This window comes from Shewanella sp. 10B, from assembly GCF_023475885.1.
Classification (GTDB): Bacteria; Pseudomonadota; Gammaproteobacteria; order Enterobacterales; family Shewanellaceae; genus Shewanella; species Shewanella mangrovisoli.
Genome location: NZ_JAMDJO010000002.1, coordinates 1 through 21,278 on the forward strand (window position 1 = coordinate 1; position 21,278 = coordinate 21,278).

General features: G+C 48.3%; 17 protein-coding genes. 5 read left to right on the plus strand and 12 right to left on the minus strand.

From position 1 onward, the window contains the following. Positions 1-287: 287 nt before the first annotated feature. The 6 genes from M0415_RS07440 to pseB form a co-directional block, all read right to left on the minus strand. On the minus strand, positions 288-920 hold the full coding sequence (locus M0415_RS07440; RefSeq protein ID WP_088212022.1) for a pseudaminic acid biosynthesis-associated methylase: 633 nt from the start codon (positions 918-920) through the stop codon (positions 288-290). Between the two features lie 25 nt (positions 921-945). After that, entirely contained in the window at positions 946-1,995 is a 1,050-nt protein-coding gene (pseI, locus tag M0415_RS07445; protein WP_088212023.1) for a pseudaminic acid synthase, read from the minus strand. Between the two features lie 7 nt (positions 1,996-2,002). After that, positions 2,003-3,523, minus strand: a complete 1,521-nt coding sequence (pseG, locus tag M0415_RS07450; RefSeq protein ID WP_249554489.1) for a UDP-2,4-diacetamido-2,4,6-trideoxy-beta-L-altropyranose hydrolase — start codon at positions 3,521-3,523, stop codon at positions 2,003-2,005. After that, positions 3,520-4,212, minus strand: a complete 693-nt coding sequence (pseF, locus tag M0415_RS07455) for a pseudaminic acid cytidylyltransferase (protein ID WP_220055041.1) — start codon at positions 4,210-4,212, stop codon at positions 3,520-3,522. Before pseF ends, pseG begins: the two co-directional genes overlap by 4 nt. Before the next feature lie 291 nt (positions 4,213-4,503). Next, entirely contained in the window at positions 4,504-5,655 is a 1,152-nt protein-coding gene (pseC, locus tag M0415_RS07460) for a UDP-4-amino-4,6-dideoxy-N-acetyl-beta-L-altrosamine transaminase (RefSeq protein ID WP_249554487.1), read from the minus strand. Then, a complete protein-coding gene (gene pseB, locus M0415_RS07465) occupies positions 5,652-6,647 on the minus strand; it encodes a UDP-N-acetylglucosamine 4,6-dehydratase (inverting) (RefSeq protein ID WP_088212027.1) in 996 nt (331 codons plus the stop codon). The genes pseC and pseB overlap by 4 nt, the downstream gene beginning before the upstream one ends. Before the next feature lie 503 nt (positions 6,648-7,150). Here pseB and M0415_RS07470 point away from each other — a divergent pair. Both M0415_RS07470 and M0415_RS07475 read left to right on the plus strand, forming a co-directional pair. Beyond that, complete coding sequence (locus M0415_RS07470; RefSeq protein WP_088212028.1) at positions 7,151-7,630, plus strand: DUF2947 domain-containing protein; 480 nt, start codon at positions 7,151-7,153, stop codon at positions 7,628-7,630. A gap of 246 nt (positions 7,631-7,876) precedes the next feature. Next, positions 7,877-8,437 (plus strand): chalcone isomerase family protein, encoded by a 561-nt coding sequence (locus M0415_RS07475; protein WP_249556588.1) that lies wholly within the window; start codon positions 7,877-7,879, stop codon positions 8,435-8,437. On the opposite strand, the gene M0415_RS07480 is transcribed toward M0415_RS07475, so the two are convergent. Continuing rightward, positions 8,438-9,319, minus strand: a complete 882-nt coding sequence (locus M0415_RS07480) for a DUF6268 family outer membrane beta-barrel protein (protein ID WP_249556587.1) — start codon at positions 9,317-9,319, stop codon at positions 8,438-8,440. 178 nt (positions 9,320-9,497) lie between these two features. Next, positions 9,498-10,118, minus strand: a complete 621-nt coding sequence (locus tag M0415_RS07485; protein WP_088212031.1) for a TetR/AcrR family transcriptional regulator — start codon at positions 10,116-10,118, stop codon at positions 9,498-9,500. Positions 10,119-10,255: 137 nt separating this feature from the next. Here M0415_RS07485 and M0415_RS07490 point away from each other — a divergent pair, with 137 nt between their 5' ends. After that, positions 10,256-11,377 (plus strand): efflux RND transporter periplasmic adaptor subunit, encoded by a 1,122-nt coding sequence (locus M0415_RS07490; RefSeq protein ID WP_088212032.1) that lies wholly within the window; start codon positions 10,256-10,258, stop codon positions 11,375-11,377. 2 nt (positions 11,378-11,379) lie between these two features. Then, a complete protein-coding gene (locus M0415_RS07495; RefSeq protein ID WP_088212033.1) occupies positions 11,380-14,460 on the plus strand; it encodes an efflux RND transporter permease subunit in 3,081 nt (1,026 codons plus the stop codon). Here M0415_RS07495 and M0415_RS07500 read toward each other — a convergent pair. Continuing rightward, positions 14,457-14,690: an HP1242/YdcH family protein gene (locus M0415_RS07500; protein WP_088212034.1), complete on the minus strand. Its 234-nt coding sequence runs from the start codon at positions 14,688-14,690 to the stop codon at positions 14,457-14,459. The genes M0415_RS07495 and M0415_RS07500 overlap by 4 nt on opposite strands. Positions 14,691-14,948: 258 nt before the next feature. Here M0415_RS07500 and M0415_RS07505 point away from each other — a divergent pair, with 258 nt between their 5' ends. Further along, positions 14,949-16,952, plus strand: a complete 2,004-nt coding sequence (locus tag M0415_RS07505; RefSeq protein ID WP_088212035.1) for a methyl-accepting chemotaxis protein — start codon at positions 14,949-14,951, stop codon at positions 16,950-16,952. Positions 16,953-17,412: 460 nt separating this feature from the next. On the opposite strand, the gene cydX is transcribed toward M0415_RS07505, so the two are convergent. The 3 genes from cydX to M0415_RS07520 are packed head-to-tail and all read right to left on the minus strand — an operon-like array spanning position 17,413 to position 20,259. Then, positions 17,413-17,529, minus strand: a complete 117-nt coding sequence (cydX, locus tag M0415_RS07510) for a cytochrome bd-I oxidase subunit CydX (protein WP_011622029.1) — start codon at positions 17,527-17,529, stop codon at positions 17,413-17,415. 18 nt (positions 17,530-17,547) lie between these two features. Next, on the minus strand, positions 17,548-18,687 hold the full coding sequence (gene cydB / locus M0415_RS07515) for a cytochrome d ubiquinol oxidase subunit II (RefSeq protein WP_037420654.1): 1,140 nt from the start codon (positions 18,685-18,687) through the stop codon (positions 17,548-17,550). 15 nt (positions 18,688-18,702) lie between these two features. After that, positions 18,703-20,259 (minus strand): cytochrome ubiquinol oxidase subunit I, encoded by a 1,557-nt coding sequence (locus M0415_RS07520; RefSeq protein ID WP_088212036.1) that lies wholly within the window; start codon positions 20,257-20,259, stop codon positions 18,703-18,705. Positions 20,260-21,278 lie beyond the last annotated feature (1,019 nt).

Here is a 21,278-nt window from a genome sequence, read left to right on the forward strand (position 1 = left end):
TATTCAGTCATACTTTTTGGAAATAAAATCTTAGACACTTTATATTGAATTTAAATATCAACATCGATATTGACAATTGAAAAAAGACAAAATTTAAAATCTAAATTTTATAAGGACTATGTTTCCTAACGGAGAAAAAGTATAACAATAATGCGAAATGGTACCCATTTAAAGACAATAAACATTTAAACATTATAGAACTTTTTAATATCTATAATAAGCCTATTATACTCGGTTACCCTCTAAGGAAACAACGTTTTGTAAGAAAAATTGGTAGTAACTTACTATTATCCAATCTTTCTACCCCCCTTTTCAATTAGGAACCAATTAATATCATCTTGAGGAAAATTATTGTCCCTGTGATACATGAAGCCATAATCCACCAATTGTAAGTCGGGGTACTTGTCCAGCATCTCGCCAGCGAAATCCCGCTTGAACAACTTGCCACTGTGTCCACGATAGGACACTTCCACCGGTGCTGGGTTGTAGTATTCGGCGATGCAAATATAACGTTGGCTACTGTTGTACAGCTTGTCATATACCCCCTGCAACTCATCGGGGTTGATATGGATCAGTACCCCTTTTATCAGCACGAAGTCATAACGAGTTTCAGGTACGAAATCCAGTATCGACGAATGATATACGGTGAGATCCTGGAACTGCTTAAGCTGTGCAACCGCCTTCTCATTGATCTCAATTGCTGACATTTTTACCTGCGGCATGATTGAGTCGAAAGCGGCAATATTCAAACCTATATTGGCCCCAAACTCGATAAAGCTTCCGATGTTTTGCGTCCGTTGCAATACCTTGGCAAAGAAAGCGATGTTGGCGGCAACCGCCCTGGCCCCTTGGTTGCGTTTCAGGTATTCATCACCAAATTCCCCTGCCCAAAATCTTTCATGTTCAGTCTTGTAAGTCACCTTTAATTCCCCGCAAATGATATGCTTATTCTATTAACTCAAAACTTAAGGCCGTTCCTTTTGCAAGGTCATGCTTAGCCTTTCTTCCAAGCACGGCTTCATAATGCTTGGGTGCCAAGCCAAAACCCGGGCGAATGCTTCGGATATTGTCGGCGCTCAACAGCTCACCTTTGGCTATGTCTTTCACCACATACAAGGAGCGGCGAAACTTCACATTACCCAGCTCCGTCGTGGTCTTTTGGTAGTTGACCTGGCCGAGCGCCGACCACGCGGTTTTCGCATCACGGCACAGTGCCGCCAGCTCTTGGGGCTCCAATGAAAAGCTGTCATCCGGTCCACCGCCGTTGCGATCCAGAGTGACATGCTTTTCTATCACGCAGGCGCCCAGCGCCACCGCGGCTACCGCCGTCGCGTTATCTATGGTGTGATCCGAAAGGCCGGTTAACACATCAAATCGTCGGGCCATGTCCGGAATGGTCCGCAGGTTATATTCTGCTGCCGGGGCCGGATAGCCGCTGACACAGTGCAGAATAACCAATTCCTTACAACCGTTGTTTTTGGCTGTCGCAATTGCCTCTTGAATTTCGGCCTCATTTGCCATGCCGGTGGACATGATCATGGGCTTGCCGGCCTGCGCAACGCGCTTTATCAAGGGCAGATCCACCAGCTCAAACGAGGCAATTTTATAGGCAGGCGCATTCAGGGACTCGAGCAATTCAACAGCGCTGAAGTCAAACGGTGAACTAAATATGGTGATGCCCAGCTCTTTGGCCTTGTCAAATAAGGGTTTATGCCATTCCCATGGCATGTAGGCACTTTTATACAACTGATAGAGCGACTGACCATCCCAGAGCCCACCGTGCACCATGAAAGCATCGTCTTCGGAATCAAGTGTGATGGTGTCAGGCGTATAGGTCTGTAATTTGACCGCGTCTGCGCCGGCACGCTTTGCCTGGATCAGGATCTCAATTGCGTTTTCTATTTTGCCATTATGATTGGCAGACAATTCGGCAATCACATAGGGTGCATGGGACGCACCGATAAGACGGCCGTCGATACAAATTTCGGATTTCATTCCAACCTCACTTTAAGGGCTCGCGAATGAAGGTGTCGTCAGAGACTTGCCTGTAGTTTGCCGAGGAAAACAATCTCTGTGAAACCACATTCTCTTTCAAAACCTTGGCAATAATTGTCACATCCCCATGCAGGGTGTCTATCAGGGCTAATGCCTTGCCCGCAATTTTCTTTCCATATTGGGAGGGATCAATAAAAATCGAAATGACATATTCAGCCCGGGCAACCCTGTCCAATCGCACCACGCCCAGATCACTGTGGCTTTCACAATTGACTATGAAATAAAAAAAGTGTTCCGGATTGGCCAGTTGTTTTCGCATCCAGGTCTGATGCTCTTGCCAACCGGGGCTTTGGGGATTGTTGGCGTATTGGCGGGTGCTTGGATGGATCTGCCATCCATAAACTTGTTTTATATCGGCAACCGTCGCCTTGCGCAGGGTCAATGACGAGGACGTATCGTTAAGCAAATGATTCAGTTCCAGCATCACTCTTCTGGTCCCCAGTCCATCACACAGAGCGAAATTTCTGTTTCTGAAGTCACGGTAATCTGCAAGCAGAAGTTCATACTTTACAATCAACTCAGCTTCAATCTTGTCAATTTCAAGACTGATGACCGCGTTTGTCGCAACGAGGTTCTGACAGATGTCTTTCTGGTTATCCGCCAGGGGAATAATGATGCTCGGCAAACCCACGCAGGCTCTCTCCAGGGCTGTAGTGCCGGCAGCACCTATGGCCAGATCATGTTGACACATAAGTTCGGCCATGTTGTCGACATGCTCAATGTGGTTCACCCAGCCACCAGCCCGTATGCATGCCTCGCGCACCTGCTGATAATGGCGCGCATGTTTGCCCAGTAACACAGTCAACAATGGACGTTTGTCGGCGCCACTTAGGGCAAAGGCCTCTATCACCCTGAGTGTGACATTCGGCAAGTCCATCGCCCCCATAAACAGCAGTACTCTGGGACGGTTCAGGGTGGCTGGTTTACTTAACATAGCTTCTCTTGCCGCAGGAAAGTGCTCTGCCAGCAAGGCGTAGTCGCTGCCAACAAGTACCCGTTTGGCGACGCCAAGGGATACATAGGCTTGTTTCTCACGCAATAAAGTTTGGTCCAACAGCAGGTCGGCAGCGTGCGATCGCACCAAATCGTCTATGACGAATAACTTACACCCCAGTGCACCTTTAACCCATCTCTCCCATTCGATATTGATACCGTAATGATCGACTATCAGCAGATCTATCTTTCCAGCCTGGGTGACCAGGCTTTCCGCGTCCTGCTGCCATGGGACACCCAACCAGGACGAATAATCCAGGGTTGAACCAAGGGAAGGCGCCTGCCCGGGGGCAATCAAGGCCATAACCCTGAACCCGCGTTTTTGGATAAGTTCAACCAGATCTCCCGGTTGGCGACGGCAGGCGAAGCTGACCTCATGACCTTGCTTCATCAATGCCTGCGCCAACACCAGACAACGCATGATATGGCCGCTGCCAATCAGAACGGATGCGTCGGCTCTAATCAGGATATTCATGGCCGTCCCTTTAACACAGCATATAAGGCTTCAGCACATTCCCAGTCTTCATGGGTGTCTATGTCCTGAACCTGGATTCGCGGCAGCATAACCACCCTGGAATGCGGAGCAAATATGGCGAGTCGCTGTTTAAAGGCTTCGGCCCGGCCCCAGTAAAACTGTCCCGCATCATGATAGGCTTCCTCCAAATCCTGCGATCGCCTCTGCTCAAATTCGGGAAAAAACATGCTCACCTCACCCGAATTGGATAATTTTATCGCTCTTTGGATCGGGAAGGGGAAACTGGTTGCGCTGAAAACGTACTCGACACCGGGTTGTTGTACCCGGGCCAGCCCCATTTGCAGATCACTCAGTTGAATAAAAGGAGCCGTTGCATACAGGCAGCAAACGTAACTCAGGTTCCAACTCTGCTGTTCACACCAGTCAATGGCATGCTGAATGACGTCGAGGGTAGTTGCGTGATCATCGGCGATATGTTGTGGCCTGATAAAAGGCACCTCTGCCCCATATTGCCTTGCGATTTCGGCAATGGCCTCATCGTCGGTAGACACTATAACCTTGTCAAAGCAAGCGGATGCAAGGGCAGCCTCAATAGAATAGGCAATGATGGGCTTACCGTGGAACAACCTGATATTTTTACGGGGAATACGTTTACTGCCCCCCCTTGCAGGAATAATCGCAACTTTCACTGTTTAGCTCCTGATAGTGACTCAGGGTATTTTCATAGTGAAACCATTCAATATCCCCAAGTTACTGTTATCGTTTGAGACTATGGTCCGTTCGAAACAAGTATTCTTCCTGATCCCGGCACTTGAGTCGGCTGAATAGGCCGACGATTAAACAACCAGATATTTATATTTGGCGTACTGTTACCCAGGCCACGGGACAAGAACAAAGCCATCACCATTTGGCTATTGCTATTTGCCACGCCCTGCCGGGGCCTGGCCGCTTGAGATCCTCAAAGCCCCGACATCTTCCAGTCAGGCCAACACATGGACCAATAAGCGCTGGACAATAAACTCAACCTGTTCTTGCGAGACTCCGGGATGCAGAGGCAAGGTCATGATTTCACTGTAAAACCGCTCCGCATTTGGGAAATGACCTTTGGCGAATCCTAGGCCCTGATAATAGGGCTGCAGGTGCACCGGAAAATAATGTACATGCACCTGAATGCCATCGGCTTGCATCTTCTCAAAGACGGCACGGCGCTTTGCGGGATCGGGGAGCCGAACTATTTGCAGATGATAGGCACTCAGGCTGCCGGCCAAGGGATCGACAGTCGTTACTACAGAATCAGCCAACGCACGCTGGTATTGCTCCGCCAGCCTGCTGCGGATTTCAACAAAGGTCTGCAAACGCTCCAACTGACTCAGCCCCAGGGCAGCCTGCAATTCCGTCATCCGGTAGTTAAAACCCAACTCCTGTTGTTCATAGTACCAGGGCCCCTCATCGGACCGCTGCAGTTTCTCGACCGCTTTAGTGATGCCATGACTGCGAAAAAGGGCCATTTTCTCCGCTAACCGGGCATCTTTGGTCGTCGCCACGCCCCCTTCGGCCGTGGTAATTATCTTGACAGGATGAAAACTGAATACCGTGATATCCGAATAGCGACATGCACCTATCTTATCCCCGTCATGACTCCCCCCAACGCAGTGGGAGGCATCCTCAACCAGGCTCACACCATACTGTCTGGCAAGCGCGCCGATTGTTTTCATATCGCAACTATGCCCGGCCAGGTGCACGGGAATAATGACCTTGGGCAATCGTCCCCGGGCCTTTGCCGTTTCCAGTTTGGCCTTGAGTGCCGCGGGGCTCATGTTGCCTGTGCTTGACTCCACATCAACAAAATCCACCACAGCGCCGCAATACAATGCGCAGTTGGCCGATGCAACAAAGGTAATGGGCGAGGTCCACACCAGATCCCCGGCCCCCACCCCTAGGGCCAGACAGGCAATATGCAGCGCCGAGGTGGCGCTGTTCACCGCCACGGCATGGTCCGCATGAGTCAATTCACAAATTGCCTTTTCAAAAGCGGGTACACAGGGCCCTTGAGTCAGGTAATCAGAATTGAGAACCTCAACAACGGCTGCTATGTCCTGTGAGGAAATGTCCTGTCTGCCATATAAAATCATGCCTTGGCGTCCATACTGAGAATTTCACTTGGCGACAGAAAATGGGTGTTGGTACCTGAGTTATATTCATACCCGGCCTTCACCAATGTGCCCTTCTCACCCAACCGGTTTTGACTGTAGTCATTGTTGCCACTGAAAAACTGTATGCTGGGGGTGATCACGAAATGATCATCAAACTCCAGGGTGTGGTGAGAATCATCACTTGGACACATAATTTCGTGCATCTTTTCCCCAGGTCTGATCCCCACAATCTCTTGTTTCAAATCCGGGCCATAGGCGGTTGCCAGATCAACGACTCTGATAGAAGGGATCTTGGGAATGAAGATTTCCCCGCCCTGCATTCTGGCGAAATTTTTTAGCACAAAATTGACCCCGTCCTGCAGGGTGATCCAGAAGCGGGTCATATCCGGATGTGTAATTGGCAAAGATGTCGCGCCTTGGGCAACCAGGCCTTTGAAGAAAGGCACCACAGAACCCCGTGAACCGACAACATTGCCATAGCGCACAGCCGCGAAGCGGGTTCGTCCACCACCCACTATGTTATTGGCAGCAGTGAACAGCTTATCGGACGCCAGTTTGGTTGCCCCGTACAGATTGATAGGATTCGCCGCTTTATCTGTAGACAGCGCTATCACCTTTTCAACATTGTTGGCTATGGCCGCCTTAATCACATTTTCCGCACCATGGATATTGGTTTTGATGCATTCCATGGGGTTATATTCAGCTGCGGGAACCTGTTTGATGGCGGCGGCATGAATGACAAAATCGACATCGCGAAAAGCCTGCATAAGGCGGTCAACATCACGTACATCACCAAGAAAATAACGCATGCAGGGGGCATTGAAGCGTTGCTGCATTTCGAATTGCTTGAGCTCGTCCCGCGAAAATATAATAAGCCGCTTAGGTCGATACTCATCTAGGAGCGTTTTGACATATTTATGACCGAAGGATCCTGTGCCACCTGTTATCAAAATAGTCTTATCATTAAACATATAAACTCCCTTACAACGGCCAATAATCATTGACAAACGAAATGTTACATTAATTCATAACATTATAGTAGCATAATTTGGTCATCGAAAATGTCTACACTACACAGATTAGTGACAGACAGGGGAATGATGAACTTATTTTCTCATAACAATAATTATTATTGTGTAGTCAATGGGCAACAGAATAACCAAACGACTCATAATAATGACAGTTTGGTATCGAAAACCTATAAGGAAAGTGAATCTTTCCTAGTAATAGAAGCCACAAGCTATAACTTAAGAGCATTTCGGACTATACATAGATTTGATATGCTATACATAAGTCGACGTGCTCACAATCGGTAATATCGTACTAGAAATTTTTTCAACTGTTGAAGCTTTAGTAGAGCAAGTGAAAAGGCAATAGTTCAAATTACTGACAAAGCATATTACATATGTTTTGCCTACAAAGGCAATCAAACTATAATGCCTTATCAAAGCAACTTCCGGTTTGGAGATTTTGTTTGTCCAATAGTTATATTTCTCTCGATGAATATCGCCGTAAGTGGATTTTTAACCACAAAGACTTGCCTGTGAGCGATGAAGACAAGACTGGCATTCTGCCGCTGACGGATAAAAGCGCCATGCTGGTTTGGAATCAGTGGATTAGCAATAAAAGTAGCCGCGCTGAGCAGTTTACTAAAGGGGATTGGGCCGCTAAAGCCAACGCATGGGTCAAAACGGATCATTGGCAGAGTGCGTGGGACAGTGAGGATAACAGTCTACCCGAGATGTTGGCCGAGTTTATCCAGTGGCCAGATGATACTCAGATCTATTTTTGCTACGAAAAATATCAAGTGATTGAGACCCGTTGGGATGTCTTTGTTCGCAATTGGAAGTGCTTTCTGTTTTTTGATGATGGCCCAATCCTGATCTCCCCTAAGCAAAAACAAGCGGTGATGTTTGAGCAAAACGGCCAATATAAATTAGGCGTTCGTGGCTAATCCCGCCTGCCAATAAGTCGAATGGGTCGAACCAATCATTCCGACTTTTTGCTTTCTTAGGATGTTCATCAAAAGAAAGCAATCCAACTTGATTTACCTCTTTGGCGATAGCTTGGCACAGATCAGGCTATCGCTCCTCTCTGGTTTCGATTAGTATCGCTTGGCAATCAACAGATTAATCTTCGTTTGAGCCGTCAATCCCATGGATACGCTCAACGACTATAACTAAAAAATATGAGGTGTATGATGAAGTTACTCTCAACCCTGACACTATCTACCGCTTTGCTTTTTCCACTATTCACCCAAGCAAAAGAAGTCTCTGGTGTCCAAGTCGCCGACAGCATCACGCTCGACGCTCAGTCGCTGCAATTGAATGGCGTTGGTGTTCGCAGCAAATTCTTTATGGATTTGTATGTGGGTAGCCTGTATGTCCCCACCCCGAGCCAAACCATGACCGAGGTGATCAATGCCCCGGTTGCGGCGATTCGCCTGAATATTACGTCGGGAATGATTACGTCGGAGAAAATGCGTGATGCGATAACCGAAGGTTTTGAGCATGCGACCGCCGGTAATACGACGGACATTCAGCCACAAATTGACGCCTTTATGGCGCTATTTAAGGATGAAATCAAAGAAGGTGACCAATTTACTTTGGTCGCTGACAAAAGCCGTGGCGTTACCGCCTATAAAAATGGTCAAGAACAAGCCACTATTGAAGGGGAAATGTTCCGCCAGGCCTTACTCAAAATTTGGCTAGGGGAAAAACCTGCCCAGAAGAGCCTCAAAGAGGCCATGCTGGGCCAGTAATTAAAATCGAAACTCGAGATCCAAGGCGGCAGCGCCTTGGTTATCAATGTCGAGCGCCGTTTGATCGGTGACTTCTAATTCGCCATTGAAGTAGTAACCCGCGTAAAGATTCAGCGCAATGGCCGGCGTAGCTTGCCAACCGGCACGCAGATAACTCACCCACTCGTTAGTCTCCACCACGGTATCCTTATCGGCGACTAAAAATCGCTCGGTGCGACGTGAATGACCAAAGCCGACATTCCATGCAGGGCTCATTTGATAGCTCAGCTCCAAACCCGCAGGGCCACTAAATCCCGCTTGGGATGGGTTCGCTAACCGCCAACGATCATTAATCTGCCAACTCACCGCCAGATAAGGCATAGTGCGCACTTCATCGATATCGTTTAAATACGCAACGCCAAAACCGAGCATATTGCCCGACTCGAAGGCATACATGGCCGACGCAACCACACCATAACTCTGCGCATGGCTCGCCGATGCGGTATCGGCATAGGCATATTGAAGTTGTGGCGACAACATAAAGGACCAATGCTTATCCATCCGATAGCTAAGGGATACACCCGCACGGTAACGGTCAATATTTTCCCAGGTTTCACCCGCATCACTAAACAGGCCTGCGGCGTTATTCGCCCCCGTTAAACGGATATTGCGCCAATCGTAGTCGAGCCTGTCGTAACCGACGCGCATGCCAATAGACCATTGTTTGTCCAAGGGAATATTGACGCTGGCGTTGAGCAATAAGCTGTCCCGCTGCAATTCTGTATCGCCATTGGCGACCGACGCACTCTGGGTACTAATCTGCGATACGCTCAGCTTGAACGGTTTATATTGCGCTTGTTGGCGCGCCTCAGCCGCGGATACGGAGTTGCTTAAAAAAGCCATCAGCCCCAATCCCATGCAAACTAAACCGGGTTTTATGCTGACTCGAGAATCAAGTGATGTAGTCACGCCTGCTCCTTGCGTTACTGTGAGTAATTTGTCGCGAATAATACGCTCGATTTAAACCAAAAGTTCACTCTTTTCGAAGAAGATACAAACTGATACTAACTGCTTAACGCCGTTACACTCGGTAGGCTTTCAAAAACATCTCGGCACAACCCCGAATATACTGCTCACGTTCTCCCAATAAACTCTCGGTTTCTAGCCCCAACTCTAACCTGAGTTTCAATTCACCAAACAGCATTAAACATAAACGAACCGCACAATGATGCGGCTGCGGAAAGCGATACACGCCAAGCGCTTCAACCGCCACTAAATACTTTGTCAACATCGCAAGCATATGCTGTGGCCCCGCCTCAAAAAACAATCGCGACACTTCAGGGTGGCTCTCCGATTGCGCCACACAGGCTTTAAATACGGTAATCGCCTCAGGGCTAACAATCATCTCACCAAATTGCAGCGCAAATTCGGTGAGGATCGCTTCGGGTTGACTTGGATCGCTGAGTAAGTCGGCATTTAGATTATGGCCAACGCACTTGGATTCAATCGCCGCCACAAACAAATCATCTTTACTGCCGTAGTGGGAGTATACCGTTTGTTTGGACACGCCCGCCTGTTTCGCCACTTCATCCATGCTGGTATGGGGAAATCCCTGGCGGCAAAACAAGTCAATGGCCGCCACCAGCACTTGCTGTTTCTTTTGTTCACTGCGGCTCATCGGGATATCGGAGGACAGAGTCATATCTTCACTCAAGGTAGTAACATAATTAATTCGTATTAGTTAAGCATAAAATAGACTAGACAGTCCAGTTCTGCGCAACTAGACTAGCAAGTCTAGTTACATAAACTTAACCTTAAGCTTACAACGGAAGGATTCAAATGGATCGAGCTGCCCGACGTTCTTGGCGTGCATTTTACGTTTGCGTGATTGCCGTCACCACCTTAACGGCCTGTCAAAAGGAAGTGACAGAGCATAGCAATGCCACGCAATTGCAAACCGTAACGACGGCGTCATTGCGCTTGTCGGCTAGCTATCAGAGTGAGCAAGTATTCACTGGCACGATCCGCGCGGGCAATACCACGGGCGTCGGCTTCGAATTATCGGGTAAGCTCAGTGAGTTAACTGTCGATAGCGGCGCTAAGGTGACGCAAGGGCAAGTATTGGCCAAGCTCGATACCCGCTTGCTCGATGCCGAGCATCAGGAGATCCAAGCCAGTCTGGCGCAAACCCAAGCCGATGTTGACCTTGCCACCAGCACCCTCAACCGCAATCTTGAGCTTAAAAAATCGGGTTATGTTTCTGAGCAGTTGCTCGACGAGAACCGCACGCAACTGGCGAGTCTCGAAGCCGCCAAAAAACGGTTATTGGCCTCGCAGCAGGCCAACCAACTTAAACGCGATAAATCACAACTACTCGCGCCCTTCGATGGCATCATCAGCCAGCGGCAACACAATCTAGGGGAAGTGGTCGCCGCAGGCAGCCCAGTGTTTACCTTAGTCGGCAGTGTGAATACCGAAGCCTATATCGGTGTCCCAGTCGCGGTCGCCCAGCAATTCGTCAATGGGCAGAATGTGACTGTGAGCGTCCATAATCAGCAATTTACCGCCAAGATTGCTGGGATCAGCGCCGAAGTCAACCCCATTAGTCGCACCCTGCAGCTACGGATCAGCCTGCCTGCGCATGCCAATGTGATCAACGGTGAAATCGCCTATTTACATCAACAACAAACCGTCGAGCAAGCGGGCTATTGGGTGCCAGTATCGGCACTTATCGATGGGATCCGTGGTCGCTGGAATATCTATGTAACCACGGCGCCTTCACAATCAACAACCGATAGCGCTTCAACTCAGATAGAGCGTCGCGATGTCGATATCCTCTACACCACTCAAGATATGGCCTACATCCAAGGCGCCATTAAGGCCGACGAACAGTATGTGACTCAAGGCTTGCATAAGTTAGTGGTGGGCCAAGCCGTTTCTTCCATCGCGTCGACGAGGTAATCATGATTAAAGCCTTCGTCGAAAATGGTCGCTTAGTCAGCCTAGTAATAGCCCTACTCCTGGTCGCGGGATTTGGCGCTATGTCCAGTTTGCCACGCACAGAAGATCCGCATATCACCAACCGATTTGCGTCTGTCATCACCCCTTATCCCGGCGCCTCCGCCGAGCGGGTCGAGGCGCTTGTCACCGAAGTATTAGAGAATCAATTACGTCGCCTTGAGGAAATTAAGCTTATTCAATCCACCTCAAGACCCGGTATTTCGGTGATCCAGTTAGAGCTTAAAGATACTGTCACTGACACAGATCCCGTCTGGTCCAGAGCGCGGGATCTATTAGCCGATGCCAGAAACACCCTCCCCGATGGTATACAAACACCTACCTTAGACGATCAAGTCGGCTACGCCTACACCGCTATTTTAAGCCTAGTGTGGAACGATAGCAGTCAACCTCGAGTGGATATGCTCAACCGCTACGCCAAGGAATTACAAAGCAGGCTCAGACTCTTATCCGGCACCGATTTCGTTAAACTCTACGGCGCGCCCGAGGAGGAAATCTTGGTCCAACTCGATGGCTATAAGATGAGCCAGTTGCAATTAACGCCGGGAACCATAGCGAAAATCTTAAGCAGCGCCGACAGTAAAATTGCCGCGGGCGAGATCAATAACAATCACTTTCGTGCCCTCGTCGAAGTCTCGGGTGAGCTCGATTCCCAAAGCCGTATTCGCCAAGTGCCACTCAAGGTGGATGCGCAGGGGCAAATTATTCGTTTAGGGGATATCGCCCACATCAGCCGCCAACCTAAGACCCCCGCTGACAGCATCGCCCTTGTCGATGGTGAGCAGGGCGTGTTTGTTGCTGCACGCATGCTCAACAATACCCGCGTCGATATCTGGCAGGGGCAAGTCAAACAGCTGGTCGATGAGTTCAATCAGGAGCTGCCGGCCAATATCAAAGTGCAATGGCTATTTGAGCAAAACAGCTACACCAGCGAACGCCTCGGCGGATTAATCGTCAACCTATTGCAAGGGTTTGTGATTATTCTGGCGGTCCTACTGCTGACCTTGGGCTTAAGAAACGCGATTATCGTAGCCCTGTCGCTCCCCCTGACCGCCCTCTTCACCTTGGCCTGTATGAAGTATATCGGCCTACCCATTCATCAAATGTCGGTCACAGGTTTAGTCGTTGCCCTGGGGATCATGGTGGACAATGCCATTGTGATCGTCGATGCCATCGCCCAGCGCCGCCAACAGGGGATGAGTCGCTTAAGCGCGGTAACTGAGACCTTACATCACCTCTGGTTGCCCTTGGCCGGATCAACCATTACCACCATTTTAGCCTTCGCCCCTATCGTACTGATGCCGGGCGCCGCAGGAGAATTTGTCGGTGGCATCGCCATGTCAGTAATGTTTGCCCTGCTGGGGTCTTATGTGATTTCCCATACTTTGATCGCCGGTCTTGCAGGACGCTTTAGCCTCGAAGGTAAACATCCTGTCTGGTATCAACATGGCATCAATGTGCCTTTAGTGAGTGGTTACTTTCAAGCAAGCCTAAGGTTTGCGCTAAATCGACCACTGCTAAGCGCAACGCTTATCGGGATAATTCCCCTGCTAGGTTTTTATGCTTCAGGCAAAATGACTGAGCAGTTTTTCCCGCCGTCGGATCGGGATATGTTCCAAATTGAACTGTATCTCGCCCCCCATGTCAGCCTCGAAAATACCTTAAACCAAGTGCAGTTGATGGATAAGCAGTTGCATCAAATCGAGGGTATCACCCAAGTCGATTGGGTTGTGGGTGGCAATACCCCTTCGTTTTATTACAACTTGACTCAGCGCCAACAGGGAGCCACCAACTATGCTCAGGCCATGGTGAAAGCCAGTGACTTTGAGCGCGCCAATGCGCTTATTCCTGAGTTACAGCAAACCTTAGATAAGGCATTTCCCGAAGCGCAGGTGTTAGTGCGTAAACTCGAGCAAGGCCCGCCCTTTAATGCGCCGGTCGAGTTAATGATTTTTGGCCCTAACCTTGAAACCTTACGCTCACTCGGTGATGAAGTGCGCAATATCTTAGCCGCCACGCCCGATGTACTTCATACCCGCGCAACGTTGAGCGCTGGCGCCCCTAAAGTGTGGTTGCAGGTGAATGAAGATGCGAGTTTGATCAGTGGTTTAACCCTGACGGATATCGCCCGACAAGTGCAAATGGCCACGACGGGTGTTATTGGCGGCAGTGTGCTCGAACAGACAGAATCGCTGCCGATCCGTGTGCGTTTGGGTGACACCAGTCGTGAACAAGCCAGCCGCCTCTCTGAAATTCAGCTAGTGACCCCCTCTGGCACAGCCGTGCCTTTATCTGCGCTGTCCCACAATGAGGTACAAGTGAGTCGAGGGGCGATCCCGCGGCGAAATGGCCAACGCGTCAATACGATTGAAGCCTATATCGTCAGCGGCGTCTTGCCCGCTCAAGTATTAAATGATGTAAAAGATAAAATCGCAGCGATTTCACTGCCTGCGGGTTATCGAATCGAAATCGGCGGCGAAAGCGCTAAACGTAATGAGGCGGTCGGCAATCTGCTCTCTAATCTGATTTTGGTCGTCACCCTGCTGCTTGCAACAGTCGTCTTGTCCTTTAACTCCTTTAGGCTCACAGCAATTATTTTACTGAGCGCATTACAGTCGGCGGGGCTTGGGTTACTTGCGGTGTATGTGTTTGGCTATCCCTTTGGCTTTCCAGTCATCATCGCGCTACTCGGCTTAATGGGTCTTGCGATCAACGCGGCGATTGTGATCTTGGCCGAGCTGGAAGATACCGAGAATGCCCGTGCGGGTGATAAAGAGGTGATTATTACCACGGTCAGCAGCTGCGGCCGTCATATCAGCTCGACCACTATCACCACGGTCGGCGGCTTTATTCCGCTTATTATTGCGGGTGGTGGCTTCTGGCCCCCCTTTGCCATCGCCATTGCCGGCGGCACCTTACTCACGACGCTGCTGTCACTCGTTTGGGTGCCAACCATGTATCTGTTGCTGATGAAAACACGGCGCAAGGCACAAACAGCGGCCTTGCCAGCCCAGACGGCATCCTAAACGAGATATTGATACAACTTATCTTTTAGGTGAAGTCGCTCTAATTTTAACGCCACGAAGTGCTCATCATCGGTGGGCACTTTGGTTAACTCTAGGGCGCGGATTTTATGGTCCAGCTCATGGTAGCGCTCCGCCATAGTAGCAAAGGTGGTATTGGTCGTTTTGAGATGCTGTATATGGTCAACAAAATCGGGAAATTCATAAATTAATGCGTGATTCTCGCCAAGCATAGTGTCACTCCTTGTTTCTGGTATCGACTTAATCGCAGTAAACCTAGGGATACTTCCATTTAGTCCCTCAACGCTCGCCTTACGCCACTCTTCCTACCACTCAAACGTATATTTCTATCGACTAAAGTAAAGACTGGTCTACACTGGTATCTGTGAGCGAACTATTTATAAATAATAGAAAATCTTAGACCCATATCAAGACCACCACGTAAAAGTTCGGTTACATTAGCGTTAACCTTTACCCTATAGGATCGCACAATGAACTATAAAAATTGGCCTATTGCAAAACAGATTGGTGCCCTCGCTTTTGTCCTTACCCTGATCATTTTCTGCATACTGAGTACCCTCTCCTACAAATCCGCGTCCAACGTGCTCGAAGATAAAGGCATCAGTGCCATGAAAGCCGAGATGCACGCCGTTTCCGACATGCTGGAGCTGCAATACGATAGCTTGCTGCAACTGGCAAGACGCAATGCCGACGTCTTTAAGGAAATGTACCCCGGCCAATTTAGTCGCCCAGATAAAAACGTGAATGTGCTCGGCGTCAACACCCCAGCACTACTGCATGAAAAAGAGCAAATTAACTCGTCAAAGAGTAAAGTTGACCGCTTTGCCAACCTCACGGGCGGGACCGCTACCGTGTTTGTGCGCGATGGCGATGACTTTGTGCGGATTGCAACCTCGTTAAAAAAGGCCGATGGTAGCCGGGCCCTCGGCACCTTCCTCGGTAAAACTCATCCCGGTTATCCAACGCTTATCAAAGGTGAGGTTTACGAAGGCTACGCCAAACTCTTTGGCAAAGACTATATGACAGTCTATCGCCCAATTAAGGATGCCCAAGGGCAAGTGATTGGGATCTTATATATCGGCTTTGAAATCACTCAATCCCTCACACAGTTACAAGCTGCGGTAAATAAAATCACCCTAGAAGAATCCGGTAGCTTCCTGCTGATGCGCAAAGCCGACAATGTGTTGGTCGCGAATCCTAAATTTAATGCGGGCGAGCCAGTCACTGAGTCCATGCTCGATGGATTAACCCTTAGCCAAGCCACACAGGATAAATCGGAGTGGCGCTACAGCAACAGTAAAAACCAACCTATGTTCGCCTACACCCAAACGGTGAATGGTTGGAACTGGATGCTGATTGGTCAAGTGAATGCGAACGAACTCAATGAAGAGAGCCTGATGTTACTGACCATCAACGCCATAGTGGCGGTCACAGGCATAGTACTCATCACAGTGCTGTTATCCTTAGTGCTGCTGCGTTCGCTGAAACCTTTACATACACTTCAGCAGCATATGGAAATTCTCGGCAGAGGGGACTTTAGTCATCCGCTTCCCCCATCCGCCTCAGATAGCAACAACGAAGTCGATAAGATCACCACTAGCGTGTCGACCATGTCATCGGAATTGCGACAATTAATCAGTGCACTGCAAGCCTCAGTGCAAAGCATTGAACAACAAGCGTCTAAGGCACAGCGGGTTGCCAAGCAAAATGGCGAAGAAGCTCAGGCTTTGATGCAACAAACGGATCAAATCGCCACCGCGATTGAAGAAATGTCCACCTCCATCCGCGATGTAGCCAACCATGCTCAAGATGGTGCGAATCAGAGTCATCAAGTGGATATCGCCGCCAAAGAAGGCCAACAGCAACAAACCCAAGTGGTGCAGGATCTGTTGAAACTGAGCCAACAACTCAGTAGCAGCCATCAGGCCGTCGAAAAAGTCAGCCAAGAGAGTGAGGCCATCAGTAAAGTCACCGAGGTGATTAACAGCATCGCCGAACAAACCAACCTGCTCGCCCTCAACGCGGCCATTGAAGCGGCCCGAGCAGGGGAACAGGGCCGAGGCTTTGCCGTGGTCGCCGATGAGGTGCGAACCTTAGCGCAGCGGACACAATCCTCCATTCTAGAAATTTCGCAAACCATTGATAAGCTGCAATCTCAAGTGAAAACGACCACCAGCCAAATGGCACAGAGCCACCAGCTGGGTATCGCATCGGCTAATCAAGGGGAAGAAACCGGCAAGCAGCTAGAGGAAATCACCCGTAGAATTGGCGAATTGGCGATTAGCTCACGCAATATTGCCTCGGCGACCGAGCAGCAGAGCAGTGTTGCCCAAGAGATCACCCATAATCTGCACCAGATAAGCGAACTGGCTAATGAAGGTGAGCACAGAGCGGCCGAAACAGTGAACTCGGCGAATGACCTATCCTCTCTCGCCGTCGCGCTTAAACAACAAATCAGCCAATTTAAAGCCTGACTCAAACCATTGGTTTGCTAAGATACCGCCCGCTTGGGCGGTATTTTTTGACTTTTCAACTTAAGTTAAATCAATTCAGTTAAGTCGCCATGGGTAAATCACACAGCTGAATCGACTCAGCAACACCGCAGAATAAACAACCTCGCGTAATGTTTATCAAGTCGGTGCTGCACAGCCTAATGCTCGAAACCACCTGTTGGCTTTGGCAATTGAGCATTAGCTTTCAAATAGGCTTGAGCTAACACTTTAATAAGCTGTGTGCTTATAGATACAGTGCGGCTAAATCATATTGAGCCATGCCTCTTATGGAACCCGTAACGAACTTCTTGCTTGTTGCTTATTACATTCGATATATCAGCAAATTAAACCACCTTAGCGAATCCTTTGAACTGAGTAATCAGGTAATAAAAAACCCCGCAATTGCGGGGTTTTAAAGGGTTCAGCTATAGGAGGTTAGCTATTACTCAGCGTCATCGCTTGAGCGATCCATGTTCTCCGTGTTTTCAAGCCACAGGGCGTTGATCACACCAAAAGAACAGGCTAACAAAACCCCTAATATCCACGTGAAATACCACATAGTAGATGCTCCTTAATTCTAATAGAGTGAGGCTTTGTTATCTTCAATATGTTTGCGGTTTAAGCGGCCAAACATTTTGAAGTAAGTCCATACAGTGTAACTTAACACGATTGGAACGAAGATAATCGCGGCCCAAGTCATCACTGTTAATGTCATTTCACTCGCAGTCGCATCCCACATGGTTAAGCTCACGTTAGGATCTAATGAAGATGGCATAACGAATGGGAACATTGCTGCACCACAAGTTAAGATCACCATAGCCACAGTCAGCGAGCTAAATAAGAACGCAAAACCTGAGCGATTTAAGCGGCTCACGACGATAACCAGCAGTGGTAATGCCACACCTAATACTGGGAACAGCATGGTAATAGGATACTTATCGTAGTTGGCTAACCAAGCGCCAGACTCAACCGCAACGGTTTTCAGCGTTGGGTTTGACAGTGCATGGTGGTCAAGGGTTGAAGTGATAACATAACCATCAATACCATTGGCTAACCACACACCCGCTGCGGCAAATAATACTGCTACTAACAGTGCACATAGTTGAGTCGCATTCGCGGCACGCACACGCAGCTCACCGTCGGTCTTCATTTGTAACCAAGCAGCGCCTTGCATCATAAACATGCTCACGCTCACTAAGCCCGCCAGTAAACCGAATGGGTTCAACAGGCCAAATAAACCACCGTGATAAGTCGCACGCAGGAACTCATCGAAGTTAAATGGCACGCCTTGGAGTAAGTTACCGAAGGCTACACCGATGATCAGCGGTGGAATAAAGCCACCACAGAACAAGGCCCAGTCCCACGATTTACGCCATTTTGGATTTTCAATCTTAGAGCGATAGTCAAATCCAACTGGACGAGTGTACAAGGCAAACAGCACTAACATCATGGCTACATAGAAGCCAGAGAAAGACACTGCATACACCATAGGCCATGCCGCAAATAAGGCACCACCTGCGGTGATTAACCATACTTGGTTACCGTCCCAATGGGGAGCAATAGTATTGACCATAATACGGCGCTCAGTATCGTCTTTACCGATAATCGGTAAAAGTGCACCCACGCCCATGTCAAAACCGTCAGTGACCGCAAATCCGATGAACAGTACGCCGATCAGAGCCCACCAGATAACTCTCAATATTTCATAATCAAACATAATGAAATCCTCTGCTTAGGCTTCTAGTTTCTCGAAGTGATAACGACCAGTCTTTAAACTGCTAGGGCCAAGACGGGCAAACTTAAGCATCAAGAATATCTCGATCACCAGCAGCACAGTGTAGAACAGTGAAATCGAAAGAATACTGAACCACAGGTCCCCAGTCGTTAAACTCGAAGCAGACATAAAGGTCGGCAGTACCTCAGAGATGGTCCAAGGTTGACGGCCATATTCCGCCACAAACCAACCACACTCGATCGCAATCCAAGGTAATGGCAAGCTAAAGAGTGCAGCTTTAAGTACCCATTTCTTCTCTTCGATCTGATGACGTGTGCTTTGCCAGAAGGCCGCCGCGAACACAAACAACATCACAAAGCCTAAGCCAACCATCACGCGGAAGCTCCAGAAAATCGGCGCCACATTCGGGATAGAATCCTTCGCAGCCGCTTTGATTTGCTCTTCTGTCGCATCCACAACATTGTCGGTGTAACGCTTCAGTAGTAAGCCATAACCTAAGTCAACTTTCGCCGCTTCGAACGCTTCACGTAACTCTGGAGACTTATCACCAGCGCGCAGTTTCACCAGCATCTCGTAAGCTTTCATACCGTTGCGGATACGTACTTCGTGTTCAGCCACTAAGTCACGTAGACCAGTCACTTCTTCATCTAAAGAACGTGTTGCCACGATACCCATAGCGTAAGGGATCTTCACCGCGAAATCGGTGTGCATGGTTTCTTGATTTGGGAAACCAACTGCAGTAAAGGCTGCAGGAGCTGGCTCTGTGTGCCACTCAGCTTCAATTGCCGCTAACTTAACGCGCTGCGCTTCACCCACTTTATAGCCTGATTCGTCACCCAGAACGATAACAGACAGGATAGACGCCATACCGAAGCTGGCTGCAATCGCAAATGAACGACGAGCAAAAGGTAAGTCACGTTTCTTCAGAATGTAGTAAGAGCTGATCGCTAATACGAACATTGCGCCAGTCACATAGCCAGAAGCCACAGTGTGAACAAATTTCACCTGTGCAACAGGGTTGAAGATAACATCAGCAAAGCTGGTCATTTCCATACGCATGGTTTCGTAATTGAACACGCTACCCACAGGGTTTTGCATCCAACCGTTTGCCACCAGGATCCACAATGCGGAGAAGTTGGAACCAAAGGCGACCAACCAGGTTGTCGCTAAGTGTTGACGTTTAGAGAAACGATCCCAACCGAAGAAGAACATACCCACGAAGGTCGATTCTAAGAAGAACGCCATTAATCCTTCAATGGCCAGTGGTGCACCAAAGATGTCGCCCACATAGTGCGAATAGTAAGACCAGTTAGTACCAAACTGGAATTCCATCGCTAAACCCGTTGAAACACCCAAGGCAAAGTTGATACCAAACAACTTACCCCAGAACTTAGTCATATCTTTATAAATTTGTTTATCCGTCATCACATAGAGTGATTCCATGATAGCCAGCAAAAATGCTAACCCCAAGGTTAAGGGAACAAACAGGAAGTGATACATGGCTGTCAGCGCAAACTGCAACCGTGATAGCTCAACAACCTCTTCAACAATCATCGGTGACTCCTTACGTGGTGCGTCCAATTGCTACGACTACTTGAGCCATTCGTAGCAAGTGCCTTTGTAGGATAGTGAGTTTTCATTTTGTGTTTATAGCTGGATTCAGTATAAACCGTTAAATTTCATCTTTTTCATTACATCGAAGCAGCAAGGCTTAAAAATCCCCTTTTTCCTCGCATACTGAGACCCTAGTCACACTATCGCTCGGCTTTGAGACTTCCACCTCACCACCCAATCCTACAAATGATCCCATCGATATAAATATCAGATAGTTAAGATATTTAATCGCTTTCATTTGTGAGTATTTTATACCACCCGCCTTTGATTCAAATCAATCAAACTCAGGGCTTTAGATGGGTTTTGCTACGGGGCACACACTTCACTTTTACCCACAGTTGACAGAGTCACAATTATGGGGTAGAGAGCGATTCATACCGAATTAAAAAGTCCATTTTTGACCGTTTGATTGAAAAACTGCACTACAACCGCCAAAAACCGATAAAAACAAATTAAAAACAATATTCACACTAATAAAACATCATCTATTCGATTTAAGGAAATTAAAAATACACAATTAAATTCAACTACATAAATAAGTGAAACCACTTAAAGCAATAAAATCACCACATATATTGATTAGTTTTTCTAATTGTTAAATGTATTTTTTCTCGTTTGAGAAGATAGATTGAACTGGTTAATATATCTCCTGTGTTAAGGAGACGGTTTGATGTGACTGGTGAAGCGCCCCAGGCAAGCCAAACTCCGCGCACATAGGTATAACTTTGGTGTGGAGAAAGAGATATGACAAACTTATTTGAACGTCTGGTTAACAGCTATAAGCGTGTTTTTGTTGAACTTTATACAGCTCGTGAGCTGTAATCGTTCACCGCTTACTCTGAAATAATACTGATTTGATTTGAAGTTTTGTTAGCGCAAAACGAGCCCCCTTCTCGATGAGTTGGGGGCTTTTTGTTTTTATCTCTCGAGAATACAGGCAAGTACAGCGACTAAATTAA

Bases quoted from the DNA above. Each gene is read 5' to 3' on its own strand.
- pseG (WP_249554489.1), bottom strand. From the start codon at position 3,523: ATGAATATCCTGATTAGAGCCGACGCATCCGTTCTGATTGGCAGCGGC.
- M0415_RS07485 (WP_088212031.1), bottom strand. From the start codon at position 10,118: ATGACTCTGTCCTCCGATATCCCGATGAGCCGCAGTGAACAAAAGAAA.
- M0415_RS07490 (WP_088212032.1), top strand. From the start codon at position 10,256: ATGGATCGAGCTGCCCGACGTTCTTGGCGTGCATTTTACGTTTGCGTG.
- pseB (WP_088212027.1), bottom strand. From the start codon at position 6,647: ATGTTTAATGATAAGACTATTTTGATAACAGGTGGCACAGGATCCTTC.
- M0415_RS07475 (WP_249556588.1), top strand. From the start codon at position 7,877: ATGAAGTTACTCTCAACCCTGACACTATCTACCGCTTTGCTTTTTCCA.
- cydB (WP_037420654.1), bottom strand. From the start codon at position 18,687: ATGTTTGATTATGAAATATTGAGAGTTATCTGGTGGGCTCTGATCGGC.
- M0415_RS07495 (WP_088212033.1), top strand. From the start codon at position 11,380: ATGATTAAAGCCTTCGTCGAAAATGGTCGCTTAGTCAGCCTAGTAATA.
- M0415_RS07500 (WP_088212034.1), bottom strand. From the start codon at position 14,690: ATGCTTGGCGAGAATCACGCATTAATTTATGAATTTCCCGATTTTGTT.
- pseI (WP_088212023.1), bottom strand. From the start codon at position 1,995: ATGAAATCCGAAATTTGTATCGACGGCCGTCTTATCGGTGCGTCCCAT.
- M0415_RS07480 (WP_249556587.1), bottom strand. From the start codon at position 9,319: ATGGCTTTTTTAAGCAACTCCGTATCCGCGGCTGAGGCGCGCCAACAA.
- cydX (WP_011622029.1), bottom strand. From the start codon at position 17,529: ATGTGGTATTTCACGTGGATATTAGGGGTTTTGTTAGCCTGTTCTTTT.
- M0415_RS07520 (WP_088212036.1), bottom strand. From the start codon at position 20,259: ATGATTGTTGAAGAGGTTGTTGAGCTATCACGGTTGCAGTTTGCGCTG.
- M0415_RS07505 (WP_088212035.1), top strand. From the start codon at position 14,949: ATGAACTATAAAAATTGGCCTATTGCAAAACAGATTGGTGCCCTCGCT.
- pseC (WP_249554487.1), bottom strand. From the start codon at position 5,655: ATGATTTTATATGGCAGACAGGACATTTCCTCACAGGACATAGCAGCC.